Below are 23361 nucleotides of genomic sequence, written 5' to 3' on the forward strand. Positions count from 1 at the left end.
CCTGATTAGACCAGTATTTTGCTGCGAAATCTTTCACTATCTCTATAATCAACGTTTAAATGAATAAACGACCGGATTAATTGTCTTTTTTTCGTGCAACTGTCATGAAAGTTTGCTGAAATAGCAAATACACTGACTTTTTCCCGAAGATAGCAGCAACTTTAATGAATATTTTGTTACTGAACGGCCCTAACTTAAATATGTTAGGACAACGTGAACCCGATAAGTATGGCACACAAACGTTACAGGACATCGTTGATGATCTGAGCGCGCAGGCACAATCGTCTGATGCCACCCTTACCCATTTTCAGTCGAACGCAGAACATGCCCTTATCGACCGTATTCATCAATCCATGGGTAATATCGACGCAATCATTATTAATCCCGCTGCTTTCACTCATACCAGCGTTGCACTTCGCGACGCCTTATTGAGTGTCAATATCCCGTTTATTGAAGTTCACCTGTCGAATGTTCATGCCCGTGAATCATTTCGACATCACTCATATTTCTCAGATGTTGCGGCAGGCGTCATTGTTGGCCTTGGTACCATAGGTTATTCACTAGCACTGACCGCCGCCATCAATTTACCGCAATCAAAAAATTAACGTAGAGACTGAACATGGATATTAGAAAAATCAAAAAACTCATCGAATTAGTGGAAGAGTCTGGCATTGCCGAACTTGAGATCACTGAAGGCGAAGAGTCTGTTCGAATTCATCGCGGCCCAACTGGTGTTCAAGCGCCAATGAACTATAGCTTTGCTGCACCGGCTCATGCGGCACCAGCTCCGGCTCCAGCAGCGCCTGTTGCGGCGGCTGAACCTGCGCAAGCAGCGGCACCTGCAGCGCCAGAAGGCCATGTGGTTAAGTCTCCGATGGTAGGAACCTTCTATCGCGCATCTTCACCTACAGCAAAACCGTTTGCTGAAGTGGGTCAAACGGTAAATGCTGGCGACACACTTTGTATTATTGAAGCAATGAAGATGATGAACCAAATTGAATCAGACAAATCTGGTGTGGTTAAAGCAATACTGGTAGATAACCAAGACCCAGTAGAGTTTGATCAACCCATGTTCATCATTGAATAAGCAGGCTTCGTACTATGCTAGATAAAGTACTCATTGCAAACCGTGGTGAAATTGCCCTTCGTATTTTGCGTGCCTGTAAAGAACTTGGCATCAAAACCGTTGCGGTACACTCCACGGCGGACAAAAACTTAAAGCACGTGTTGCTGGCAGACGAGTCGATTTGTATCGGTAAAGCCTCAGCGACCGAAAGCTACTTGAATATTCCTCGCATTATTGCGGCGGCAGAAGTCACAAACTCTATTGCTATTCACCCAGGGTACGGCTTTTTAGCAGAAAACGCCGACTTTGCTGAAGCAGTTGAAAAAAGTGGCTTTATCTTCATTGGCCCAACGGCAGACACCATTAACCTGATGGGTGATAAAGTGTCAGCAATTAGTGCTATGAAGAAAGCTGGCGTTCCATGTGTACCTGGCTCAGATGGCCCGCTTACTGGCGACAATGATAAGAATAAAACCATTGCTAAACGCATTGGCTATCCAATTATTGTTAAAGCAGCTGGCGGCGGCGGTGGTCGTGGTATGCGTGTGGTTCGCAGTGAAGCGGAACTCATTAGTGCTATTGAAACTACGCAAGCTGAAGCGGGCGCGGCTTTTGGTAACGCCACCGTGTACATGGAGAAATTCTTAGAAAATCCACGTCATGTGGAAATTCAAATTTTAGCCGATGGCCAAGGCAATGCTATTCACTTAGGCGAGCGTGACTGTTCTATGCAGCGCCGCCACCAAAAAGTGGTAGAAGAAGCACCTGCACCAGGTATTTCTGAGCAAATGCGTAACAAGATTGGCGATCGTTGTCGTCGTGCTTGTGTCGAAATTGGTTATCGCGGCGCTGGTACGTTCGAGTTCTTATACGAAAACGGTGAGTTCTATTTCATTGAAATGAATACCCGTATTCAGGTTGAACACCCAGTATCTGAAATGATTACCGGCGTTGACTTAATCAAAGAGCAACTTCGCATAGCAGCTGGTCAGCCTCTGTCTATCGACCAATCGCAAATTCAAATTCGTGGCCATGCTATTGAATGTCGAATTAACGCAGAAGATCCTAAAACCTTTATCCCAAGCCCGGGTACGATTGATATTTTCCATTCACCTGGTGGCTTAGGTATTCGTTGGGAATCTCACATTTATGCTGGCTACACGGTGCCGCCTTTCTACGACTCCATGATTGGTAAGTTAATTACCTTCGGTGAAAGTCGTGACGAAGCCATTGCCAGAATGCGCCATGCATTAGATGAGTTAGTTATTGAAGGAATAAAAACTAACATTCCTTTACAGCGCGCTATTATGGCTGATGAAAACTTCTTTGCTGGTGGAACAAATATTCACTACCTTGAGAAGAAATTAGGCATAGCCTAACAGCATAAAAATTTGGTGCCGTGTTTTGCACGGCACTGATTTTATCTTCTCTTTTTTACTTCTGTTACATCCCTTCTTTTTCTACAACATATTTCCAAGCTACTTAAATTATTCGCTACTATCTGTACCGTTTTGCGATGCGGTTTACTGCCCATGCTTAAGCGATTAAAAGTTCACATAGTTCATTCAGTTTTTGCGATTAAAACAATCAAATTTTAAGGTTTTTCAAATGAAGGGGGTGGGCATATAATCCCCATCAGTTTCCTAGCCCTCCCTGCTATTGAAACTTTAGTTGTGTTTTATGTGTTTACCCTCATTGGAGTCCACCTCCAGTTTTTAGCCGGTGCCTTTCACCGGCTTTTTTTTCAGTTTTTTTCCATCAAAAATAGTTACCCTAGTTACACTTTTTTTCGTATAAGCTGGTTAGGCTTAATTAACTTATTGATGAATTGGACTCGACTGAAATGAAAAGGGTAGATAACGCAGCTGTATTTGTTGTTCTCTTATTTTCCGTATGCGCCAATGCCTTTGCCGAGCGCTTAAGCTTTTCACAGAAGCTTGACATGCAATTTCGTTTTGACGAACGCTCAGACCGAGATCATAGAAATCAGTATAGAGTGCGATATTACCCTTCTGTTTCCCTGTCTTCTGACGATGCGTGGTCATTAAATAGCTTTGTGGTTACCGGAGAATCTTTTGCATCAAGCCATAATACCTTTGGTAGTGATACGTCAGATTACCTTTACGCTAGGCGTTTATATTTACGCTATGAATTTTCTGATGGAAAAATGGAGGCGGGGATCATCCCCACTTATAAGGGCCGAGTTTCTTCGTCAGGGCTATCTAAAGATGGCTGGATTAAAGGCATTCGCAGTGTTTATGCCTTGCAAGAGGACAGTGAAATAGAACTGGTTATTGGCGAACTTGACGATACCAACGCCAACAGCGCGTTTGATAGCTTCCACCAACTCAATTATGTTGAATTAGAATACTCGGCAAAAATGGGGCAAACACATAGCTACGAAGTGAGTATCGAGCGTATGACTGACAACAACTTTATTCGGGGTGAATATCGCTTTCAATACACGCCATCCCAAACGTTGTTCGTTGAAACTATTCAGCAGCTGTCATCTTCAAGCTCAAAGTTTGTTATTGGCTTGAGCGGAAAAACGAGCGTGGGAAATTACCCTTTGTCTTATTTTTCTCACTATTCTTATGTAAGTGAAGGCTTTGGCCCTAGGGCTGAGCTGACTGAAGATTTTTTGGGTACCGGGCACGGTGCTTCAGCTGAATTAAGCGGTGATATTACCCTTGTTGATGATACTGAGTGGTTTATTCGTGCCGATGTGGTAGACAGCGTTAGTAGGCTGCTTGCAGGTATAAAGGTGTCATTTCAACAATAAAAAAGGCCCATCAAAATGATGGGCCAAACAGCAAGAACGCGTACGCACTTTGACAGTGCACCCTTTAATACGTTGGTTCCCCACGCGAAAGTTCAGCGATGAATAGTTACGTTTATTTAATGATTACAACTGCTTGTGCGTACTGCCATTTACTAAAAAAACTGAGTGAAGTATGGTAGTGTTTACTAACTCAAACGCTAAGAAATAAAAGTTTTTCAATCTTTACCACTTAGGTAAAAAGGTTTACAAGGTGCCCAAACGTTACGAAGAACTAAAATCTCAACTCCCTGTTTCACGCCTGTCTATCGACGTATTGCTTGCCCTGCGCGTGCTTTACGACAAGCCCGAAAGCGAAGTGGAATTACGCCAACAAATTGCTGAGCTTTCTCGCGACCCTAGCAAGCTAGAACTAGGTTATCGTTCTGAATGGGAAGCCTATGTTGTGCGTGAATTGGTGTTAGATTTAAAGCAGTACACGCAGCGTAGCCCCGCTGCCTTTATCGACTCGGTGTTAAGTCGCATTGAAAGTCTGAAAAATAACAACCCTGACTATAAAGCCTATAAGCAACAAGTTTCAGAAACCATGTCTGCGCATGACCGCACCACACCGTTATTCCCCACGCCTTGGCGCCAGCAACTTATGATGCTGCTATTGCCTGTCACTACCGTGAAACCGTTGAAACCCGCGGAATAGCAGATTACTTATTTGCACTTTGAGGTTTATATTGAGAAGGACAATACGCTCTTTCTACACCTGCTGGGCGTAAACTTTTGTGTTTAGTTTTGCGTCTTGACACCCTTGCACGCCAATTTTTGAATGTCTTGTGCTTTAAATTCTGACGCATCAGCTTTATAACTTCTTTTTCAGGCAAGCCATACAAATTTTCGATAGCCTCAAAAGGGGTTCTATCTTCCCAGGCCATTTCAATGACGCGCGATTGCTCAACCTCGGTGAGATACCCTTTAGTACAACGCGCTAAGGGATAAAGCTCTGATGGATAATCTTTAGAAGAGTGCTCTTTTGAAAGATGACCTTTTGAAACATAGCCATTTGACGAATTCCCCTCAAAAGAATGTTCTTTTTCGAAGTTGCGCTGTTCAGTGTACTGCTCTTCTGTATGTTGCTCTTCTCTATATCGCATGCTGCTGGCTCTTGTTATTAAACACTACTACTACGCCGATATAGAAAAAATGTTCACCTTACCTAACCTTACATTTATTTAACCGTTTCAGCCGACATTGTTAGAACGATATCAAGCAGTGCAGCGGCCGCTTTGGCGTCAGAGAGCGCGCGGTGATGCTGCTCCATTTTTATGTCGAAATGCCGAGTAAGGTTAGCCAATGAATATGAAGGTAGCCCAGGGTTTACCCTACGCATTTCTCGCACCGTACACAGCTTAGGTCGTTTAAAAGGAAGCTCTAATCGTGCAAATTCCTGTTTAATGAAGCCATAATCGAAGTTAACGTTATGGGCAACAAATACCGCCTCGTCGGTAAAGCTAGCAATACGTTCAGCCACCTCAACAAATAATGGAGCATCAGCCACCATATCATCAGAAATACCAGTAAGACGTGTGATGGTAGCCGGAATTCGTCGCTGCGGATTAATTAAAGTTTGATAGGTATCGACCACCTCGCCCGCAACAATTTTCACCATGCCAATTTCAGTAATCCGGTTGTAGCTGTTGTTGCCCCCAGTGGTTTCAATATCAACCACAACATACGGCTGATTAGGGTCGCGATGCCAATTTACCGTAGTAACGGCAACGTCAAACCCTGCACGTTGCAACCTCTGAATAGACACCAACTGATTGCGTCTTAACTGATCGCCTGGCGCTTTCACTTCTTCAAAGCGTAACTTTTCATCAAAAATCATGATGTCAGGGAAGCCGTCGCTTAAAGAGGCAAAATCTTCGCTCATCATTCGAAGCAAGTTAACGATGGCGCTAAGCTCGCCGTGTTTAATTAGTGCATCGATAGGTTCAAGCAAATGGCTGCTCCACATGAATAAGCTATTCACCTTGCCATAGTGGGCTGTCGCCATTTTGTGAACGTGGTGGCGAAACTTATCTTTGCTATTCAACCTTTCAAATAAGGCTTCAATACTGCTGTCAAAACGAGCGTAGAAGTTGTTTTGCTTAAGCGATAGAGGCCGTCTATCAAACTCAGTGACAAGCGTATCTTCTTCATATAGCTGTGCCCAAAAGGTTAGCCCAAACAAGCTGCGCCATAATCGGTTCTCGGTGCGCCAACCGGCAATACCTAAGCGTTTATAATGGGCTAACACGCCACGCTCTACCTGTTGATTTTGGCTAACATCAATATCAATAGTACGGCTTGCATTTCTTAACATATCCGTCACCGCACTGGTGCGCTTTTTGTGGTATTTCCTCGCATAGAAATCTTCAGCAAAGGCCAGCAGCGTATCGGAAGGTGGTGAGTCGATAATGTGCTCTAGTACTTCTTTAACACTATCGGTGTTGCCGTCTTTATAGCTTTCTCTTATCCATTTCTCTTTCGCTTTGTCGCTTTGGGCTTGGTATAGCAAAAGAAGGGCCTGCTCTCGGTGCTCGCCTAGTAATTTTAACGCTAGTGCATAAAGAAACTGATCGCGATAAAACATGGCTGATACGCCATCGCTATTGGGGAACGCCTCTTGAGCTAATGCATTTGCTTGCACTAAAGAAAGAAAAGGGATCTTTTCTAATTGGCTGGCATAAAACCAGGCTGCTTCAGCATCTGCTTTACTGTCGAAACGAGTAACATCTGATACGGAATCGCCGCGGGTACGCATGACGCCTAAGTCGCGCATAGAGAACTGATTCAGCCTGCCTTTGGTATTACCAAAATAAAGGAATAATAAAAATTTTAGCGGTGCATCAAACAAACACACTAAGTAAGTATGCTCATTTAGCCCTTCAGGCCAGCCATGCTGATTAATGTATGCTTCTAAACGCGATACAAGCACGGGCTTGGTTAATGATGCCAAACCTTGAGTGGCACCGTATTCACTTAACAGCCTTAAAATTGCGTCTTTAGTAAGTACGCCTGCAATATCTTGTAGCGAAGCATGGTGCAAATCACCGAACCACTTAGCTTCAATCAGCTCATCAATTTGCTGTTGAGGGTTCGCTATTTCTGCGTAACTAAACTGCGACCTATCAATCACTGCATATTTACGATTAGCCGCACGCACGATGATGCATTGTTTATCAGCATCTAGCTGGTTAAAGCTTTCTATAAAACCATTAGCGTCATCACTTAACAACGCAGCATTCGCCCCTTTAAAGAACGCTAAGAACTCAAAAAAGTGGGCTAAGTAATATCGTAGTGGCAAATCTTTTCGCATTATAAAACCAAACTATTGTATACTTGATTAGTGTATATTTATACAGCCCTATTGTTCAACCTTTTCCCTTTTTATTTCATGCGTGGGTGCACGGGCGTTTGCGTAGTAGCTTGTAATGTCATGCTGGCTTAATTGGCAGTCAATCCAGTTTTCTACTTTACTCGTAATAACTATCACGACGTAATTCACATACGAGGAAATCATGAGCTTAACGCGATCGATGGCGTTCTCTTGCCCATATTGCATGGCAGCCAATGATGTAGAAATTGACGAGGTTAATGATGTTGGTCAAGTGCAGGTGCTTGATTGCCAAGTATGTTGCCAACCTATAGAACTTGGTGTTTATCAGCAAGGCGAAGACTTAAATATTATTGCGGAGCAGGAAAATGGCTGATAGCGGTACCCATTTTTCGTTGCAGGATATCAATGCTTTGCCGCAACGATATCGCGCCAACTTTGTGAATAGTTTATCTGGCTTTAAATCTTCCTCACTGCTTGGCTCCACCGATGGCCGAGTTAACAACCTCGCCATTGTTAGCTCTGTGGTTCATGTGGGTGCCAACCCACCATTGCTGGGCATTATTATGCGTCCGCACACTGTGCAGCGAGATTCTTTGTCTAATATTAAGCAGCAAGGTGTGTTCACGCTAAATCATGTTCATACAAGTTGGACTGATAAAGCACATCAAACGTCGGCGCGATACGATAATGGGGTGAGTGAGTTTGAGGAGGTTGGACTAACGCCTTGGTTTAGCAACACGTTCAGCGCGCCTTATGTAAAAGAAAGCGCAGTGAAAATGGGGTTAAAAGTAGAACAGCATTTTACGTTGTGTAATCAGACCGAAATGATTATAGGTAAGATTCAAGAGGTATTTATTGCGGGCAGCAGCACTGCAGGAGATGACATTGCAAAAAGTGCTATTGCCGAAGATGGGTATATAGATCTTGAATCACTACAAACCTCATGTATCTCGGGTCTGGACACTTATCATAGTACGCAAAAGATAGCCCAATATGCTTACGCAAAACCCGATGTGCCTTTAACACAGGCGAGCATAACTAAAAAATAATTCATATTTTGCCAGTGGCGCACAAACTAATGTTGCGTCAATGCTATAGGACATTGATTTTGCTAGCCGTTCAGGCGTTGTTCAGGTGGCAACCGTTAATCTATATCAACAAATCTTTATTGCTTTGTGTTAGATCCAAACGCCACGGGTTATAGTATAATTATTAATATTCAAACCTGCCTTGCGGCAGGTTTTTGCGTTTTAGGCGCTGAGTAAAAAAGAATCATTATCGTTATTATCTCAATTGGAGAGAATTATGAAGTCTGTAAACCGTCGTGACTTTCTGAAATTGTCAGGTACATCTTTGATAGGCCTAACGTTAGGAAGCGTTGCGTTACGTGCGAATGCGCAAGAACAACTACAAGCAGATGATCCAAGCGCGAAAGCATTAAACTACACTGCGGCGTCTACTGTAGACGGTGCTAAATGTAACAACTGCATGTACATTCAAGGTGCCGACGGCGAACAACACCGCCCTTGCGCCATCTTCCCTAACAAATTGGTTAACGCCAATGGTTGGTGTAGTGCCTGGGTTAAACGCCCAGGCTAGTAACTCGAATTATCAAAAAAGCCCCAGCCTCGCTCATGCGTGCTGGGGCTTTTTTATGCATTTGAGATAAGGGTCTATAACGAGTTACAGCCCCTTCACAGCGTCTAACAATGCGGGGTTATGTAGTCGGCTCGGTAACAAACCAGGCTTTATATAGGCCCCATGCTTTGCTTGAAATATACTGCCAATGCGTAGCACTTTTTCATCGTCCCATTGCTTGCCAATAAAGCTAATTCCCACCGGAAGGTTTTTCACTTCTCCCGCTGGTACAGTAATGTGCGGATAACCTGCAATGGCCGCTAAATACCCAATTCCAATAAAACCCATTGGGGAATGATCGCCATACACGCCATCAATCAGAAAAGCCGGGCTATTTGAGGGTGCCACAAGTACATCAACTTTATGTTGTGCCATTAGGGCATCAATACCCTTGTCTCTCGCAGTTTCTCTTACCAAGGCTAGAGCCGAAGCGTATTCTGGGCTATTAATGTCATCTGTATTCACTGCTTTTTCGAATATATCTTGATTAAAGAGCGCAAGTTCTCGAGTGCTAGCTTGATTGTAAGTGATAAGTTCCGACAAGCTGCGTACAGGAATGTCCGCTGGACTGCCTTCTAAGTATTCGTTTAATGTGTAATGAAACTCGCTAAGTAACACTTGATAAGAGTCGGCCCAAAAACTTTCAGGTTGTTTGAAGTCGCTAATTTCCACCAGTTCAGCGCCTGCGGCAGTTAGGCTATTTAAGGCTTTTTCATAAGTAGCAAGCACATGAGGGTTATCCCCTTGACGGTAACGCACAACGCCTACGCGCACGCCTTTTAAATCGGTCGCCAACATACTTTGCTGTGGTGCATTAAGCATGTGTTTGCTAGCCTCTAGCGTTGCGCTATCTTTTGTATCTACACCTGCCATGATTGATGCCATTAACCATGCATCGTTAACGTTTGCGGTCATAGGACCTGCGGTATCTTGAGTATATGAGATAGGGACAATGTGCGTACGAGATAACAGCCCAACTGTGGGTTTAAACCCTACAATACCGTTCATTGAAGAAGGGCAAATAATAGAACCATTGGTTTCAGTGCCCACGGCTAACGACGCTAAACGCAATGCCATAGCAGCACCAGAACCCGACGAAGAACCACAAGCACTACGAGATAACATATGCGGGTTTCGGGTTAACCCACCTACGGCGCTCCAACCACTAATAGAAGATTCAGACCGAAAGTTAGCCCATTCAGATAAATTAGTTTTACCTAACACAATGGCACCCGCGGCTTTTAGGCGAGCTACAATGGGGGCATCTCGTTTTGTGTCATTATTAACAAGTGCCATCGCGCCTGCGGTAGTAGGTAGCTCACTGGTTTCAATATTGTCTTTCAGTAACACTGGAATACCAAACAGCGGCCCTTTACGCATTCTATTTTTACGTGCTATATCAGCCGCTCTGGCTTCTTCAATGGCATTGGGGTTAAGTGCCAAAATACTATTTACATCACCATCAAGCTTTTCGATTCTAGCGAGATAGCCTTTTACTAACGCCTCGGATGACAACTCACCTGCTGCTATAGCCTGCGCTTGTTCTAGTGCAGATTTATCTAACCAAGACTCAACAGCTACTGAAAAAGCACTGTCGTCTGAACGTTCAACAGACGCATTTTTTGTGTTCGGTTTAGATGGTGCACACGCGGTGCAAATTAAAATAACGGTGGCGTAAAAAAGTGTAGCCCTCATGTGGTTCGTCCCCAAGTTTCTAAGATATCTACATTTTAATTTTAAATATCTTAGTAGTGCGTTGAAACGATTACTACGCAACATGTAAGTAACTAGGTTCAAAGTGTCATTTTATTCGGTAAACACGACCCATGAAGACACACAAAAAGTGATAAGCGCTAGAAATCAGCGTTTAGAGCAGAGACTTTGGATTAAAAAATTTGGGGTAGAGGGTAGTACGTTAGAAGTGATAAGCCACGAGAATCAATAACTCATCTTAGCTTAATTCAACTTTTTAGCAGGTTGCATGGGCTGATCTTCAATAAAATTAAATAGACCAAATTTATCAAGTAAAGATTGGTACCGGCCGTCTTTTATAAATAGCGCCAATACTTCATTAAACTGGTTTCTTAGTTGCTCGTCAGAAATAGCCGCACTGTAGGCGGAAACAGGAAACAACTCGTGTATTGTTGTGTCGTGTTGCTTTTCGACAGGCAGCTGATGTTTAACGTATTCAAAAATGTTTCTATCAAGTACAACAACATCCACACTGCCAAGCAGTAGCAAACTAACCTGCCTGTCTTGTTGCGCAAGCTCCATATAGTTTTTTTGATGGGCTAGCGTGTTTTTAAACTCTTCACCCAAAACCGATATTGCCGTTTGAAAAGCAATCACGCTATGGCCGAGTAAGTCTTGTATTTCGTTAATTTCAAAGTTTCTGTCCGTACGGCTTACCGCTACATTTTGATAATAAACGTATGCATCAGTCAGAATAGCGGGGTCAATATCGTGACCTGGATTTAAGGTTAGTCCAATATCCATCCCGCCCTTTTTCATTATGCTGGCGGTGCGCCCAAAAGGAACGTAAATCGGCGCCATGTCATGCCCCATTTCAAGCAATATTGCCCGCACGAGTTCTAACTCAAAGCCTGAATCTTGCTCTGAGATAACATAGGGAGGTTTTGTCCAGCCCACGACCACCTCAATTTGCTTTGCAAATGCGGCGTTGGAAGAGAACAAAATAATAAAAAGTACGACAATATAGTGCATAAGGTGAAATAGTAATGGAACACTTATTAACTATAAACACTTGCCAATAAATTACCATTCACCAAAAGACTTAATTATTACAAAAACCCTTTAAAAACAAAGGCTAATAAAAGTTAAATTTAGACTTAAGTTTGATGAAAAAAATCACTATTACATGAAACTATTGCATAAAGCGGTAAAACGAACGGGGAATTGACGGGTTACTACCAGCATTATGATTTCGCTTTAACTAGCCAAGCGGTACAATATAGCCAAACCCTTTAAACTTGTGTGAATATGGCCTGGCTACAGTTACGAATAAATACCTCCTCTGAATACGCTGAATCAATTGGCGAAATGCTAAGCGCTAACGGTTCGCAAGCGGTAACCTATGTAGATGCGAAAGACACGCCTATGTACGAGCCTAAGCCTGGAGAAATTATGCTGTGGCCCGACACGCAAGTGGTGGGCTTGTTTGAAGCTACCGATGACATGAAAGCCATAATCAAACGATTGGGCAAAGCGCGCATTCTAGGTTCAGATTTTAAATACAAACTAGAACCACTTGAAGACAAAGACTGGGAACGTGAGTGGATGGATAATTTCCACCCTATGCAATTTGGTACCCGCTTATGGATTTGCCCGAGTTGGCGTGATGTGCCCGACCCTAATGCTGTTAACGTGATGCTAGACCCGGGTCTTGCCTTTGGAACGGGTACTCACCCTACAACAGCCCTGTGCTTGCGTTGGTTAGACGGTATAGACGTTGCCGATAAAGTGGTAGTAGATTTTGGTTGTGGTTCAGGTATTTTGGCCCTCGCAGCGCTTAAATTAGGTGCAAAGCGGGTAGTTGGTATTGATATTGACCCCCAAGCCCTTCAAGCCACACAAGAAAATGCCCGCCGTAACGGCGTTGAAGACAGGCTTGATGTTTACCTGCCGGCTGACCAACCCACGCTAGAGGCCGATGTAGTGATGGCGAATATATTATCTGGCCCACTTCTAGAGCTTCAAGATGTTATTTCATCTTACTGTAAACCATCTGGTTTACTCGCCCTTTCCGGCATTCTTGCTGAACAAGTAACCAAAATTGAAGCTGCCTATACCCGCGATTTTGCCCTTGATGAGAGCGCGATTGATGGAGAATGGGCGCGAGTGTCTGGTAAAAAACTCGTCTAAATGTAAATTTTTTGTCTTTCAATGCCTTTCAATTCGCGGCCTTTGAGAGATTTGATTAAAATTCACTCTGCAAAACGGTGATAGATGGCTAATGTTACAGTTTTTTTTCACTGTCAAGCCCATAGAGTGAAATTTTGTGTGATTTTTAGCCTTTTCAAGTATTGCGAAAACACGTACACTTAGCGCCCCGTTTTAGCCGGGTGTATAAATTCTGTGCAGTTCTAGATGGCGAAATATGCGAATTGGTTCCTATACGTTAGATAACAATTTGATGCTGGCTCCAATGGCTGGCGTGACTGACCGTCCGTTTCGTCAACTATGTAAACGTATGGGTGCGGGGCTTGTGGTGTCGGAAATGCTTTCTAGCAATCCAAAGGTATGGAATACCGCAAAATCACAAGCACGAATGAATCATGAGGGCGAAGAAGGTATTCGTTCTGTACAGATTGCAGGTGCTGATCCAGAGCTTATGGCCCAAGCGGCACAATTTAATGTTGAGAACGGTGCGCAAATCATCGACATCAACATGGGTTGTCCTGCCAAAAAGGTGAATAAGAAACTGGCAGGTTCCGCGTTGCTTCAGTACCCGAGTACGGTGGAATCGATCATTAAAGCGGTAGTTAACGCTGTAGATGTTCCTGTAACACTTAAAATTCGTACCGGCTGGAATACCGATAACCGCAATGGGGTTGAGATAGCCCGCATTGCTGAGCAAAACGGCATACAGTCACTGGCTGTTCACGGTAGAACGCGAGCATGTATGTACAAAGGAGAGGCGGAGTTCGACACTATCCGTCGTATAAAGGAGGCAATTTCGATACCCGTAATTGCCAACGGAGACATTACCTCTCCTGAAAAAGCACAACAGGTACTGAATTGTACCGGTGCAGATGGTGTGATGATAGGTCGCGGTGCTCAAGGCAATCCTTGGATCTTTAAAGAGATCCTGCATTACCTAGAAACTGGCGAGAACCTTAAGCCACCACCATTGTCTGAACAGTATGAGATTTTGCACGAGCACGTTGCTAATGTACAAAGCTTTTACGGTGAAGTCGCCGGTGTAAGAATTGCCCGCAAGCATGTGGGCTGGTATCTCTCGGAACACGATACGGATCGTCAATTTCGTAAATCGTTCAACGCTATCGAGGATGCGTCAGCGCAACTTGAAGCACTAAACGCTTATTTTGAAGCGCTGCAGAATCGAGAAACCCGACAGATTTCTCCTGCAGCATAGTAATGACTAACTTAAGAGCAAGACAGTATTATGTTCGATCAAAACGTGACTTCACCTTTTACTACTACAGTAACTACGCCTTCTCAAACGCAAGCACAAAAGCCACTTCGTGACTCAGTAAAGCAAGCGGTTAATAAATACCTGAAGCAACTGGACAACGCCAACATCGATAATCTGTACGAAATGGTACTGGCCGAAGTTGAGGCCCCGCTGCTGGAAGAAGTTATGACTTACACCCGCGGCAATCAAACCCGCGCTGCCATCATGATGGGAATCAACCGTGGCACGCTTCGCAAAAAGCTGAAGCAGTACGGCATGAACTAAAATCACCGGGCCTAGCCCACCGAAGAGCACCTACAGGTGCTCTTTTTGTTTCACCACTCTTAACTTTGAAGCTTATATTTTATGCAAACACCAAAACCCATTAAACGTGCTCTATTAAGTGTCTCTGATAAAACCGGTATCCTCGATTTCGCCACCGCGCTGCATAACGCTGGGGTGGAACTTCTGTCGACGGGCGGTACTGCTAAACTCATCGCTGAAGCTGGTTTGCCAGTAACAGAAGTGTCTGACCACACAGGTCACCCAGAAATTATGGCTGGCCGCGTAAAAACCCTTCACCCTAAAATTCATGGCGGCATTTTAGCTCGTCGTGGAATTGATGAAGCGGTTATGGACGAAAACAATATTGCGCCAATCGATTTGGTGGTAGTGAACCTTTATCCATTTGCAGCAACTGTAGCTAACGACGATTGCACGTTAGAAGACGCTATTGAGAACATCGATATTGGCGGCCCTACTATGGTTCGTGCTGCGGCTAAAAACCATAAAGATGTAACCATTGTAGTTAAAGCTGCCGACTACGGTCGCGTTTTAGCTGAAATGGAAGCAAACGAAGGTTCACTGACTTACAAAACCCGCTTCGACCTAGCGATTAAAGCGTTTGAGCATACTGCTGAATACGACGGCATGATTGCTAACTACTTCGGCGCACGTATTGATGCTACCGATTGCGAAGACGACTGCGGACATGAGCACAGCGAATTCCCACGTACGTTCAACGTTCAAGTTAGCAAGAAGCAAGATTTGCGTTACGGTGAAAACAGCCACCAAAGCGCTGCTTTCTACGTTGAAAACGATATTCAAGAAGCGTCAGTGTCTACGGCCACTCAGCTTCAAGGTAAAGAATTGTCGTTCAATAACATTGCCGACACCGACTCTGCCCTAGAATGCGTTAAAGAATTCGAAGAGCCAGCTTGCGTTATTGTTAAGCACGCTAACCCTTGTGGTGTAGCTATTGGGGAAGACATTTTATCTGCCTACGATCGCGCGTTTAAAACCGACCCTACCTCTGCGTTTGGCGGCATTATTGCGTTCAACCGTGAGTTAGATGCGAAAACAGCGCAAGCGATTGTGGATCGTCAGTTCGTAGAGGTGATTATTGCACCAACGGTTAGCGACGAAGCAAAAGAGATTGTTAGCGCGAAGAAAAACGTGCGCTTATTGGCATGTGGCGATTGGGCTGGCCAACTTACCGACGGTTACGATTTCAAACGCGTTAACGGCGGTCTGTTAGTACAAGAGCGCGACTTCGGCATGGTTGAAATGGAAGATCTTCAAGTAGTCACCAAGCTTAAGCCTTCTGAAGACGAACTTCGTGATTTGATGTTCTGCTGGAAAGTAGCCAAATACGTGAAATCGAACGCCATTGTATATTGCAAAGACGGCATGACAGTAGGTGTGGGCGCAGGTCAAATGAGCCGCGTGTATTCTGCTAAAATTGCAGGTATTAAAGCCGCTGATGAAAACCTTGAAGTTGCAGGTTCTGTAATGGCATCTGACGCATTCTTCCCATTCCGCGATGGCATTGATGCTGCCGCAGAAGCAGGTATTAAAGCTGTTATTCAGCCTGGTGGCTCTATGCGCGACCAAGAAGTGATTGATGCAGCTGACGAACACGGCATCGCCATGGTGTTCACTGGCATGCGCCACTTCCGCCATTAAAATAGATGATGCAGTAAGCGAGTACGAGTTTGGAGCACGCCGTAAACCCGTCCATGGGGGCTGTGCCACGGCATCCTTGCCGTGGAGGGCTCCACCCTCGTACTCACTCACTACATCTTGCTAGCTTATTGCGTGCCGTGCTTTGGAAACAAATGGCTGGTTAGAGATAGGTGAAGGGTTCCCTGTGGTATCCATGCCATAGAGGGTTTAGTACTGGCATTCACTTCCCCTCTTTTGATATCTAGGCTCTACAGTTGCAATTGAATAAAAGCGCGGAACACGCTAAAACTCACAATCCAATAGGCATGACGCCGGCGGATAGGAGTGAGAGCAGAAGGCATTCAAAACCTTCCACAGCATGGATGCTGTGGCAGAGCGCCCATGGATGGGTTTACCGCGTGTTTTGAATGCCTTCTGCTCTCGCTCTTAGCTTTGAGCTCTTAACTCTGAAGCAAGAAAAAGCAAAGCGGCAGAGTACAGATTTAGCATGTTGGGTGTCGGGTAGGTGTAATAGTTTGTTGTTAAGCTTAATCTGAAACTGGTGTTTATCAGTATTAGCAGTTAACGTAATCGCCGTTACCCTCGATGATAATAAGGAAATAACAATGAAGAAGTTAGCCAAATTAGTACTCGTAGCCACGCTTGGCATGTCAGCAACCTATGCAAGCGCAGATGCTATCTCGGATGCAGCCATGAGCGAACACCGCTCAGCACAAGCTAAAGTACGTGACGAATTCCGTAATCCTCAGCAAACATTACGATTCTTTGGTGTTAAACCAGATATGACCGTGGTTGAAATTGCACCGGGTGGCGGCTGGTATGCCGACATTATTGCGCCTTTGGTTCAAAAAGAGGGCCAGTACATTGCTGCTCACTTCTTCGTTGACGAATCGACCAACGATTATTACCGTAAGTCGCTAGAAAAATTCAATCAAAAAGTAAAAGACAGCGCGCCTTATCAAGGTGTAAAAGTCACGGCTTTCCACCCAACCAAAGCTCTTGATATTGCTGAAGCAGGCAGTGCCGATGTAGTGCTTACCTTCCGCAACATTCATAACTGGTACATGGGTCAAGGTACTGAAGGCATCGACAACGCATTTGGCGCTTTCTTTAAAGCCCTTAAACCTGGTGGCGTACTAGGTGTGGTAGAACATGAACTACCTGAATCTGCTGACGACTCAGCGATGGAGAAAAGTGGCTATATGAAGCGTTCTTTCGTTGTTGCTGCAGCCGAGAAAGCGGGCTTTGAGCTTGAAGAAGCTAGTGACATCAACGCAAACTCTAAAGATACAGCCGACCACCCGCGCGGTGTATGGACGCTTCCTCCTAGCCTAAGATTAAAAGATCAAGATCGTGAGAAGTACCTTGCCATTGGCGAGAGTAATCGCATGACGCTTAAGTTTAAAAAGCCTAGTTTATAAAACCTAAGTCGTAAAACCAAAACCTTAAAACGGAATAGTTAATGAACGTACTTGTAATTGGCGGCGGTGGCCGCGAGCATGCGCTAGCTTACAAAGCAGCGCAATCTTCTGATGTTTCAACAGTGTTTGTTGCCCCTGGTAATGCAGGAACCGCAATAGAACCTAAGCTAGAAAACGTAGCAATTGATGTAAACGATATCCTTGGTTTACTGTCTTTTGCTAAAGGTAACGATGTTGAATTAACCATTGTTGGCCCAGAAGCGCCGTTGGTTGCAGGTGTAGTAGATGCGTTCACTAACGAAGGCTTAATGATATTTGGCCCTACACAAGCTGCAGCGCAGCTTGAAGGGTCAAAAGCCTTTACTAAAGATTTTCTAGCTCGCCATAATATTCCTACCGCAGAATATCAAAACTTTACTGACATTGATCCTGCCATCGCTTACGTGCGTGAAAAAGGCGCACCTATTGTAATTAAGGCAGACGGCCTAGCAGCAGGTAAAGGCGTGATTGTAGCGATGACGTTGCAAGAAGCGGAAGATGCCATTCGCGACATGCTAGCAGGTAATGCCTTTGGTGAAGCTGGTAGCCGTGTTGTAGTAGAAGAATTCCTAGATGGTGAAGAAGCCTCGTTTATCGTTATGGTAGACGGCAAAAGCGTGCTCCCTTTTGCCACCAGTCAAGACCATAAGCGCGCCGCAAATGGCGACAAAGGCCCTAATACAGGCGGCATGGGTGCATACTCTCCTGCGCCAGTGGTAACACAAGAAATTCACGACCGCGTGATGAAAGAAGTGATTATGCCTACCGTTGAAGGCATGGCGGCAGAAGGTAACCCTTACATGGGTTTCTTGTACGCTGGCCTTATGATCATGGCCGATGGTACGCCAAAAGTAATTGAATATAATTGCCGCTTTGGCGACCCTGAAACCCAGCCTATTATGCTGCGTTTACAATCTGATATTGTCGCTTTGTGCCAAGCAGCCTGTAAGGGTGAACTTGGCAATCAAACTATTGAGTTTGATGAACGTGCCGCCATCGGCGTGGTTCTTGCGGCAGGTGGTTACCCTGGAAGCTATGACAAGGGCGATGAAATTACTGGCTTTGAACAAGCTGCCGATTTAGATGGCAAAGTGTTTCACGCTGGTACTTCACTAGAAGATGGCAAAGTGGTCACAAATGGTGGCCGCGTACTATGCGCCACTGCCATGGGTAATAACGTCACTGAAGCCCAGCAAAAAGCGTATGAGCTTGTAAATGCAATTCAGTTTAAAGACGCGTACTTTAGAACTGACATTGGCTACCGTGCCATTGCCCGTGAATCTAGTGCCGACTAGGCGCTTATAGATGTCATGTGGATGTCTTATTTAGCCTCTTATTTAATCTCTTGTTAAGAGGAGCGCTGAGTAAAAGCTCATGTAAACGCCGCCTAAGCTAATAATACTTAGGCGGCGTTTTTGTTTGTATTAACCCGTGCTTACTTTAACTCAAGCACATCAAATACAGACGCATCTTTGTATCCTTGGTTTTTATCCCCGTTGATTGGGGTAATAGGGTGCGACCCCATAAAATGTTCTCTATCGCCTCCGTCCGAATCACAGTAAGCCAGCATAAAGCCTAGCTTCATACCCTTTTTCAACGTTAAAGGGGTGTTAGACTCACCGTGAACATAATCATCAGCAAACACTTTTATTGCGGTTTCCCAATGCACCACAAACGGGGCGTCTGATTGGCGTTTCCACGCACTATCAACATGGTCGTTATAAAGCTGAGGCACAGCTTCACCCTTATTTTCTGTTGCCATGCTTGGGCCGATATCCGCCACTTGGTTGTCTAACGCTAAGTGGTATGCAAAAGCATTGTAGTTGTTGAAGTGGTCGCCACCTGAGCCGTCTGCATCAATGAATATCTCTAAACAATCGTCATCCCAATAACGCTCTATGGGCGAGGCATAAGTGTCAGATAAATGGTCATCTCGAATTTCAGCCAACAAATACAGGGCATCTTCGTTCCAGCGAAGTTTATACTTTCCTGTAAAATCACTGGCAGCGGGCGTATCACCAATGATCACTTCATTCATAGGATACCATTCATCCCCTTGCCAAAGTGCCTCGTTCGCTACCCCATCAATCGTGGGTGCAGCTTCGGTATGCAGTGCTTCATCTGCATTTACACTTAACGTAGCTGTACACATTACTACTGCCAGCCAATGACATGCTTTCATAGTTAATCCTTATTTTATTAACGGTGTATTTTTGCTTACCTGCCGATTCTTGGTAGAGTATTAAACTGCACCTTTAACGCAAAGGCATTTATGTCACTTCAGACCACTTGCTACAATATTTTAGCTTCTTATAAAGATGCTCAATCACATCACAAAGCAAGTAAGTACTTTGATGTGATACTCGTGATCGTCATTGTGATTAATATCGCTACCATGATGCTATCTACCGTGCCGGGTACCTCTTCACAATGGGGTACAGAGTTACACATTATTGAAGTGATTTCTGTCTGCCTTTTTACCCTTGAGTACATACTTCGTATTTGGAGTAGTGGCGCAGCACCGCCTTCGGCACTAGCATCGTCAAAAGACGTTCAATTGCATACGCCTTGGCAAAAGCGCTGGTACTATCTTAAAAGTCCTATGGCGCTGATTGATTTGCTTGCCATATTACCTTTCTACCTAAGCATGTTTGTTACCCTAGATTTACGGATATTACGGGTATTCAGAGTGCTGCGAATATTAAAACTTGGGCGCTACTCGCGCTCGATGCAAACGCTGATTACTGCCATAAGAAACGAGTCTCATGCATTAATTGCCGCACTCAGCGTGCTGATGTTGTTTACCGTTATTGCTGCCACCTGCATTTATTATATTGAACACACTGCGCAGCCTGAGGCATTCAGCAGTATACCTGCTTCACTATGGTGGGCAGTGGTAACACTCACTACTGTGGGCTATGGTGACATTGTTCCCATCACGCCTGGGGGCAAACTTTTTGGTGGTTTAATCACCATTTTAGGCATCTGCTTTTATGCCCTTCCAGCAGGTATTTTGTCGTCTAGTTTTACCGCTCAAATGCAGTTAAAAAGAGACCGCTTTAAAGAAACCGTTCGTACGGCATTGGAAGATGGGAAATTTAGCGAGCACGATAAAGGGCACATTGAACGTGTTCGCGATTTGTTAGACCTAGATGAAGAAGAAGCTCAGCTAATAGTGCGGCTTCTTCAGCACCACCATAGCACGTCTCAAAAACCTAACGCCGACAAGAAGCCGCATACATAGACGCCATTCTCCACTACGTCACTGGGCTTACTTGTTCACGAGGCCTATCCGATTCCATATTAAATTTCTGAAATAGCCATCCTATTCCCACCAAGCTTAACCCCAAGCCAATGAAGGACAGGGCACGATATAAACCTTCAAGGCTAGACATGTCGATAACAAAGGCTTTCAGTAGCACAACCGTTAACAGGCCAAAGCCTAACTTCACGGCTCTATCTTTATGCATGTATTGGCCGAGGAAAATCGTTAAGGTCGCCAAAATAAGCCATACCACCGAGTAGGTGTATTGCTCAGCTTGACCTATCCCTAAACCAAACTCAACGTGTCCATGATGGAAAAGACGCCGAATGATGCTATTGATATAAAGCACCAAAAACAGACCTATAATCACCACAAAACCTTTTAAGCATGGCCCTGAAATGAGCGCTTTTATCTGTGAAGCGCTGCTCGGCAATACCTTAAACCAAGGTGGCAACCACAATGTACTAAGCAGTAACGCTGGGGCTAACCATTGTAAAGCCATATAATTCAGTACTGCATTACCCCCCGTATTTTGTGGGAACACAAAGGGGTTATTCACCACTGATATATCTAAGTGAAGCCAAAAAGCCCCTATCATTAAGATAAAGCCCGCCACACGATAGAGTTTAGCCAACTGTTGAGCAACACAAGCACGGTGCCAATAGGTTACCGCGAGCGCAACCCATCCCAAGGCTAAAAAGACTTTTTCCGTGTATGAAGCGAGGAATAGCTCTGGGTAGGCCCCCATTAACCAATAACTAGGCTCGGTAGTAATAAACAGTGCAACAACATGCAATAACGCGCCTTCCAGCCACACCTTTAATGTCGGCGACGGGTTGTATTTTCGTGCTAACCATAAACTTAAAAACACCGCCGGATAGACAACAGCCGTCCAATGTATGCTGAAAATATGTTCGTCAGCATAATCCGCTAACCATGGCGCGCCAGTGAGTCTTAACAACACGGCAAGCAATAAGGCTTTAAACAACCAGTCTGGTAGCGCTACGCGATACTTTGCACTTTGTATACTCACCATAGCCACTTGAATAGCCAACGCCAGTGATAATATTGCGGCATCAAGTACCATGGTAAAACACAATGTTAAACACGCATTGGCAAGCACGGAAAAAGAGAGCTTTTCTATATGGGGGTTAACTCTCCACGTGACTAAAGCACTTATTAGTGCAATCAGCGCAAGTTCAAGCGCCCAAATACCGTAGAGTACGCCGGTGACCTTGCTAGGTGCTAGCGCATAACTTACCCCATACAACGCCACTGGGCTTACCACCATATAGAGCCAAAACGCCGGTCGCGCGGTGTCATGGGTATTGTGTTTTCTCGCTAAAATACCCCCGTACACGCAAAGCCCTACCGCGAGCATCTGAGAAAATAGATACTTTCCACTAAGAATAAAGCTAAGATCTATTGGCCCTTCAGCTGGCCTTAACATAGCAAAATGCGTCAAACCAGTAACCAACATAAGTGCAGGCCACATATCAAAGGCACTGTGTCGAATAGGCGCAACAAGCAGTAAAGCGGCCAAGGTGAAGGCGCTAATCCATATTTTTTCATTGCTGCCGTATTGAATCAGAAACCCATGAATGACGATTAAAACCAGTGAAATTGCCGCGAGTTGTTGTCGTTGAGAAAATAAGCTTCTCAGTGACATTCCCTGATGTTGCGTAGCCATTAATGACCACCCCAATGTACGAACCAACGCAAACAAGTATGTTGAAAATACACTAAAACATAACCAAGCAACAAAGTGGCTCGCCTCTGTACTTGATAGCCCCATTAACGCCCATAAAAATTGCCCTAAAAAGCTCACTCGCCACAACCAAACCGCGGCGACCTTTTGCGCCACCCACACGCCAGATAAAGAAACAAGACTAACAAACGCCAAAAGCAAAGGAATATTATTCGACCCCGTGTTAACGAGCGCTGGAATGGCAAATGCCCCCAGTATCCCAATAAACGCTAGCAATGGGCCAAATCGGAGCGACAATGAAACCGCGCCTAAAGCAATAAGCGCTAACGTTGCAAAAGCAATCAAAGGCGATAAAAAACCATAATAATTGAAGGCCACTAGCGTAATGGCGTAACACGTGACCACACCACCTGAGGCAAGTGCCGCACATACCGCCGGTGAATAAATAGAAAAGCGAATGCGATGGCGAGCTAAAAATTCTGAGGCCACCACCAGAGAAACACCAAATACGCCACCGAGTATCACGCGAAGTTCGGCTGAAACGAAACCCGACTCAATGGCGTAGTTTGCGAGAAAAATGCCTCCCACCGCCAAAACTAAGCCGCCAAGCCATAATAACCCGTTACCCTTAATGGCGTTAACGAGCCCCTGCTGGTGCTTTTCAACATAGGAAATAAGCGTAGGAGGACTTGACGGGTTGCTCGATGCACGAGGTTTAGAGGCGCCCCCTAAATGGCTAGCCGAGGCGTCGCGTTTAGGAGCGGTTATGCTTTCAACGCGAGGAGAGGGCTTTGAAGACGTAGATTTTTGCTCAAATGCCCTTAAGCGTCTTTCCAATTGATCAATATGAGTTTGCATGCGTGACAGCTTGCCCACATGTTTAAAAGATAGCATGGCACCAGCTACGGTTACTAAAGCCAGTATACCCAGTAGAAAAGATTCCATCGCCACT

Annotated in this window: 21 protein-coding genes; 15 read left to right on the top strand and 6 right to left on the bottom strand. The window is 44.8% G+C overall.

The annotated features are described in order from the left end of the window. The first annotated feature begins 164 nt into the window (after positions 1–164). From aroQ to JKP82_RS10350, 5 genes are all read left to right on the top strand, one after another. On the top strand, positions 165–605 hold the full coding sequence (gene aroQ, locus JKP82_RS10330) for a type II 3-dehydroquinate dehydratase (protein ID WP_218396916.1): 441 nt from the start codon (positions 165–167) through the stop codon (positions 603–605). A 14-nt stretch (positions 606–619) separates the two neighbouring features. Continuing rightward, a complete protein-coding gene (gene accB / locus JKP82_RS10335; RefSeq protein WP_126872091.1) occupies positions 620–1087 on the top strand; it encodes an acetyl-CoA carboxylase biotin carboxyl carrier protein in 468 nt (155 codons plus the stop codon). Positions 1088–1101: 14 nt separating this feature from the next. Continuing rightward, entirely contained in the window at positions 1102–2445 is a 1344-nt protein-coding gene (gene accC / locus JKP82_RS10340; protein WP_129740410.1) for an acetyl-CoA carboxylase biotin carboxylase subunit, read from the top strand. Between the two features lie 464 nt (positions 2446–2909). Then, positions 2910–3848: a hypothetical protein gene (locus JKP82_RS10345; protein WP_159534003.1), complete on the top strand. Its 939-nt coding sequence runs from the start codon at positions 2910–2912 to the stop codon at positions 3846–3848. Positions 3849–4098: 250 nt separating this feature from the next. Then, a complete protein-coding gene (locus tag JKP82_RS10350; RefSeq protein WP_159534005.1) occupies positions 4099–4542 on the top strand; it encodes a hypothetical protein in 444 nt (147 codons plus the stop codon). Between the two features lie 4 nt (positions 4543–4546). Here the strand turns inward: JKP82_RS10350 and JKP82_RS10355 are convergent, their stop codons facing one another. Continuing rightward, entirely contained in the window at positions 4547–4777 is a 231-nt protein-coding gene (locus JKP82_RS10355) for a TIGR03643 family protein (protein WP_309475330.1), read from the bottom strand. A gap of 287 nt (positions 4778–5064) precedes the next feature. Next, on the bottom strand, positions 5065–7197 hold the full coding sequence (locus JKP82_RS10360; protein WP_218396918.1) for an exonuclease domain-containing protein: 2133 nt from the start codon (positions 7195–7197) through the stop codon (positions 5065–5067). Between the two features lie 202 nt (positions 7198–7399). On the opposite strand from JKP82_RS10360, the gene JKP82_RS10365 reads away from it, so the two are divergent. The 3 genes from JKP82_RS10365 to JKP82_RS10375 all read left to right on the top strand — a co-directional run bounded on the left by JKP82_RS10365 (position 7400) and on the right by JKP82_RS10375 (position 8817). Beyond that, positions 7400–7591, top strand: a complete 192-nt coding sequence (locus tag JKP82_RS10365) for a zinc ribbon domain-containing protein (protein ID WP_126872096.1) — start codon at positions 7400–7402, stop codon at positions 7589–7591. Then, on the top strand, positions 7584–8267 hold the full coding sequence (locus tag JKP82_RS10370; RefSeq protein ID WP_218396921.1) for a flavin reductase family protein: 684 nt from the start codon (positions 7584–7586) through the stop codon (positions 8265–8267). Before JKP82_RS10365 ends, JKP82_RS10370 begins: the two co-directional genes overlap by 8 nt. Positions 8268–8523: 256 nt before the next feature. After that, entirely contained in the window at positions 8524–8817 is a 294-nt protein-coding gene (locus JKP82_RS10375; protein ID WP_013786614.1) for a high-potential iron-sulfur protein, read from the top strand. A gap of 84 nt (positions 8818–8901) precedes the next feature. Here JKP82_RS10375 and JKP82_RS10380 read toward each other — a convergent pair whose 3' ends face one another. Both JKP82_RS10380 and JKP82_RS10385 read right to left on the bottom strand, forming a co-directional pair. After that, a complete protein-coding gene (locus tag JKP82_RS10380) occupies positions 8902–10551 on the bottom strand; it encodes an amidase (RefSeq protein ID WP_218396923.1) in 1650 nt (549 codons plus the stop codon). A gap of 261 nt (positions 10552–10812) precedes the next feature. After that, positions 10813–11505 (bottom strand): substrate-binding periplasmic protein, encoded by a 693-nt coding sequence (locus JKP82_RS10385; protein WP_309475327.1) that lies wholly within the window; start codon positions 11503–11505, stop codon positions 10813–10815. Positions 11506–11856: 351 nt separating this feature from the next. Between JKP82_RS10385 and prmA the strand changes: the two genes are divergently transcribed. The 6 genes from prmA (at position 11857) to purD (ending at position 18731) form a co-directional block, all read left to right on the top strand. Beyond that, complete coding sequence (gene prmA, locus JKP82_RS10390; RefSeq protein WP_159534016.1) at positions 11857–12738, top strand: 50S ribosomal protein L11 methyltransferase; 882 nt, start codon at positions 11857–11859, stop codon at positions 12736–12738. A 235-nt stretch (positions 12739–12973) separates the two neighbouring features. Then, positions 12974–13972 (top strand): tRNA dihydrouridine synthase DusB, encoded by a 999-nt coding sequence (gene dusB, locus JKP82_RS10395; protein ID WP_013786628.1) that lies wholly within the window; start codon positions 12974–12976, stop codon positions 13970–13972. Between the two features lie 30 nt (positions 13973–14002). Further along, on the top strand, positions 14003–14296 hold the full coding sequence (gene fis / locus JKP82_RS10400; RefSeq protein ID WP_012520109.1) for a DNA-binding transcriptional regulator Fis: 294 nt from the start codon (positions 14003–14005) through the stop codon (positions 14294–14296). A gap of 81 nt (positions 14297–14377) precedes the next feature. After that, on the top strand, positions 14378–15976 hold the full coding sequence (gene purH, locus JKP82_RS10405) for a bifunctional phosphoribosylaminoimidazolecarboxamide formyltransferase/IMP cyclohydrolase (RefSeq protein ID WP_159534018.1): 1599 nt from the start codon (positions 14378–14380) through the stop codon (positions 15974–15976). A 605-nt stretch (positions 15977–16581) separates the two neighbouring features. Next, positions 16582–17397, top strand: a complete 816-nt coding sequence (locus tag JKP82_RS10410; protein WP_159534020.1) for a class I SAM-dependent methyltransferase — start codon at positions 16582–16584, stop codon at positions 17395–17397. A 41-nt stretch (positions 17398–17438) separates the two neighbouring features. Then, the gene (purD, locus tag JKP82_RS10415; RefSeq protein WP_159534022.1) at positions 17439–18731 is read left to right on the top strand and encodes a phosphoribosylamine--glycine ligase; all 1293 of its coding nucleotides are present in this window, start codon (positions 17439–17441) and stop codon (positions 18729–18731) included. 140 nt (positions 18732–18871) lie between these two features. Here purD and JKP82_RS10420 read toward each other — a convergent pair whose 3' ends face one another. Next, a complete protein-coding gene (locus JKP82_RS10420) occupies positions 18872–19618 on the bottom strand; it encodes a sugar-binding protein (RefSeq protein WP_159534024.1) in 747 nt (248 codons plus the stop codon). 90 nt (positions 19619–19708) lie between these two features. Here JKP82_RS10420 and JKP82_RS10425 point away from each other — a divergent pair, with 90 nt between their 5' ends. Next, on the top strand, positions 19709–20680 hold the full coding sequence (locus tag JKP82_RS10425; RefSeq protein ID WP_159534026.1) for an ion transporter: 972 nt from the start codon (positions 19709–19711) through the stop codon (positions 20678–20680). Between the two features lie 13 nt (positions 20681–20693). Here JKP82_RS10425 and JKP82_RS10430 read toward each other — a convergent pair whose 3' ends face one another. Further along, on the bottom strand, positions 20694–23354 hold the full coding sequence (locus JKP82_RS10430; RefSeq protein ID WP_218396927.1) for a DUF2339 domain-containing protein: 2661 nt from the start codon (positions 23352–23354) through the stop codon (positions 20694–20696). Positions 23355–23361: the final 7 nt, after the last annotated feature.

This window comes from Alteromonas lipotrueae, from assembly GCF_019249215.1.
GTDB classification, from domain to species: Bacteria; Pseudomonadota; Gammaproteobacteria; order Enterobacterales; family Alteromonadaceae; genus Alteromonas; species Alteromonas lipotrueae.

Coding starts and splice junctions, on each gene's coding strand:
- aroQ (WP_218396916.1), top strand. CDS start 165: ATGAATATTTTGTTACTGAACGGCCCTAACTTAAATATGTTAGGACAA.
- accB (WP_126872091.1), top strand. CDS start 620: ATGGATATTAGAAAAATCAAAAAACTCATCGAATTAGTGGAAGAGTCT.
- accC (WP_129740410.1), top strand. CDS start 1,102: ATGCTAGATAAAGTACTCATTGCAAACCGTGGTGAAATTGCCCTTCGT.
- JKP82_RS10345 (WP_159534003.1), top strand. CDS start 2,910: ATGAAAAGGGTAGATAACGCAGCTGTATTTGTTGTTCTCTTATTTTCC.
- JKP82_RS10360 (WP_218396918.1), bottom strand. CDS start 7,197: ATGCGAAAAGATTTGCCACTACGATATTACTTAGCCCACTTTTTTGAG.
- JKP82_RS10365 (WP_126872096.1), top strand. CDS start 7,400: ATGAGCTTAACGCGATCGATGGCGTTCTCTTGCCCATATTGCATGGCA.
- JKP82_RS10370 (WP_218396921.1), top strand. CDS start 7,584: ATGGCTGATAGCGGTACCCATTTTTCGTTGCAGGATATCAATGCTTTG.
- JKP82_RS10375 (WP_013786614.1), top strand. CDS start 8,524: ATGAAGTCTGTAAACCGTCGTGACTTTCTGAAATTGTCAGGTACATCT.
- JKP82_RS10380 (WP_218396923.1), bottom strand. CDS start 10,551: ATGAGGGCTACACTTTTTTACGCCACCGTTATTTTAATTTGCACCGCG.
- prmA (WP_159534016.1), top strand. CDS start 11,857: ATGGCCTGGCTACAGTTACGAATAAATACCTCCTCTGAATACGCTGAA.
- dusB (WP_013786628.1), top strand. CDS start 12,974: ATGCGAATTGGTTCCTATACGTTAGATAACAATTTGATGCTGGCTCCA.
- fis (WP_012520109.1), top strand. CDS start 14,003: ATGTTCGATCAAAACGTGACTTCACCTTTTACTACTACAGTAACTACG.
- purH (WP_159534018.1), top strand. CDS start 14,378: ATGCAAACACCAAAACCCATTAAACGTGCTCTATTAAGTGTCTCTGAT.
- JKP82_RS10410 (WP_159534020.1), top strand. CDS start 16,582: ATGAAGAAGTTAGCCAAATTAGTACTCGTAGCCACGCTTGGCATGTCA.
- purD (WP_159534022.1), top strand. CDS start 17,439: ATGAACGTACTTGTAATTGGCGGCGGTGGCCGCGAGCATGCGCTAGCT.
- JKP82_RS10420 (WP_159534024.1), bottom strand. CDS start 19,618: ATGAAAGCATGTCATTGGCTGGCAGTAGTAATGTGTACAGCTACGTTA.
- JKP82_RS10425 (WP_159534026.1), top strand. CDS start 19,709: ATGTCACTTCAGACCACTTGCTACAATATTTTAGCTTCTTATAAAGAT.
- JKP82_RS10430 (WP_218396927.1), bottom strand. CDS start 23,354: ATGGAATCTTTTCTACTGGGTATACTGGCTTTAGTAACCGTAGCTGGT.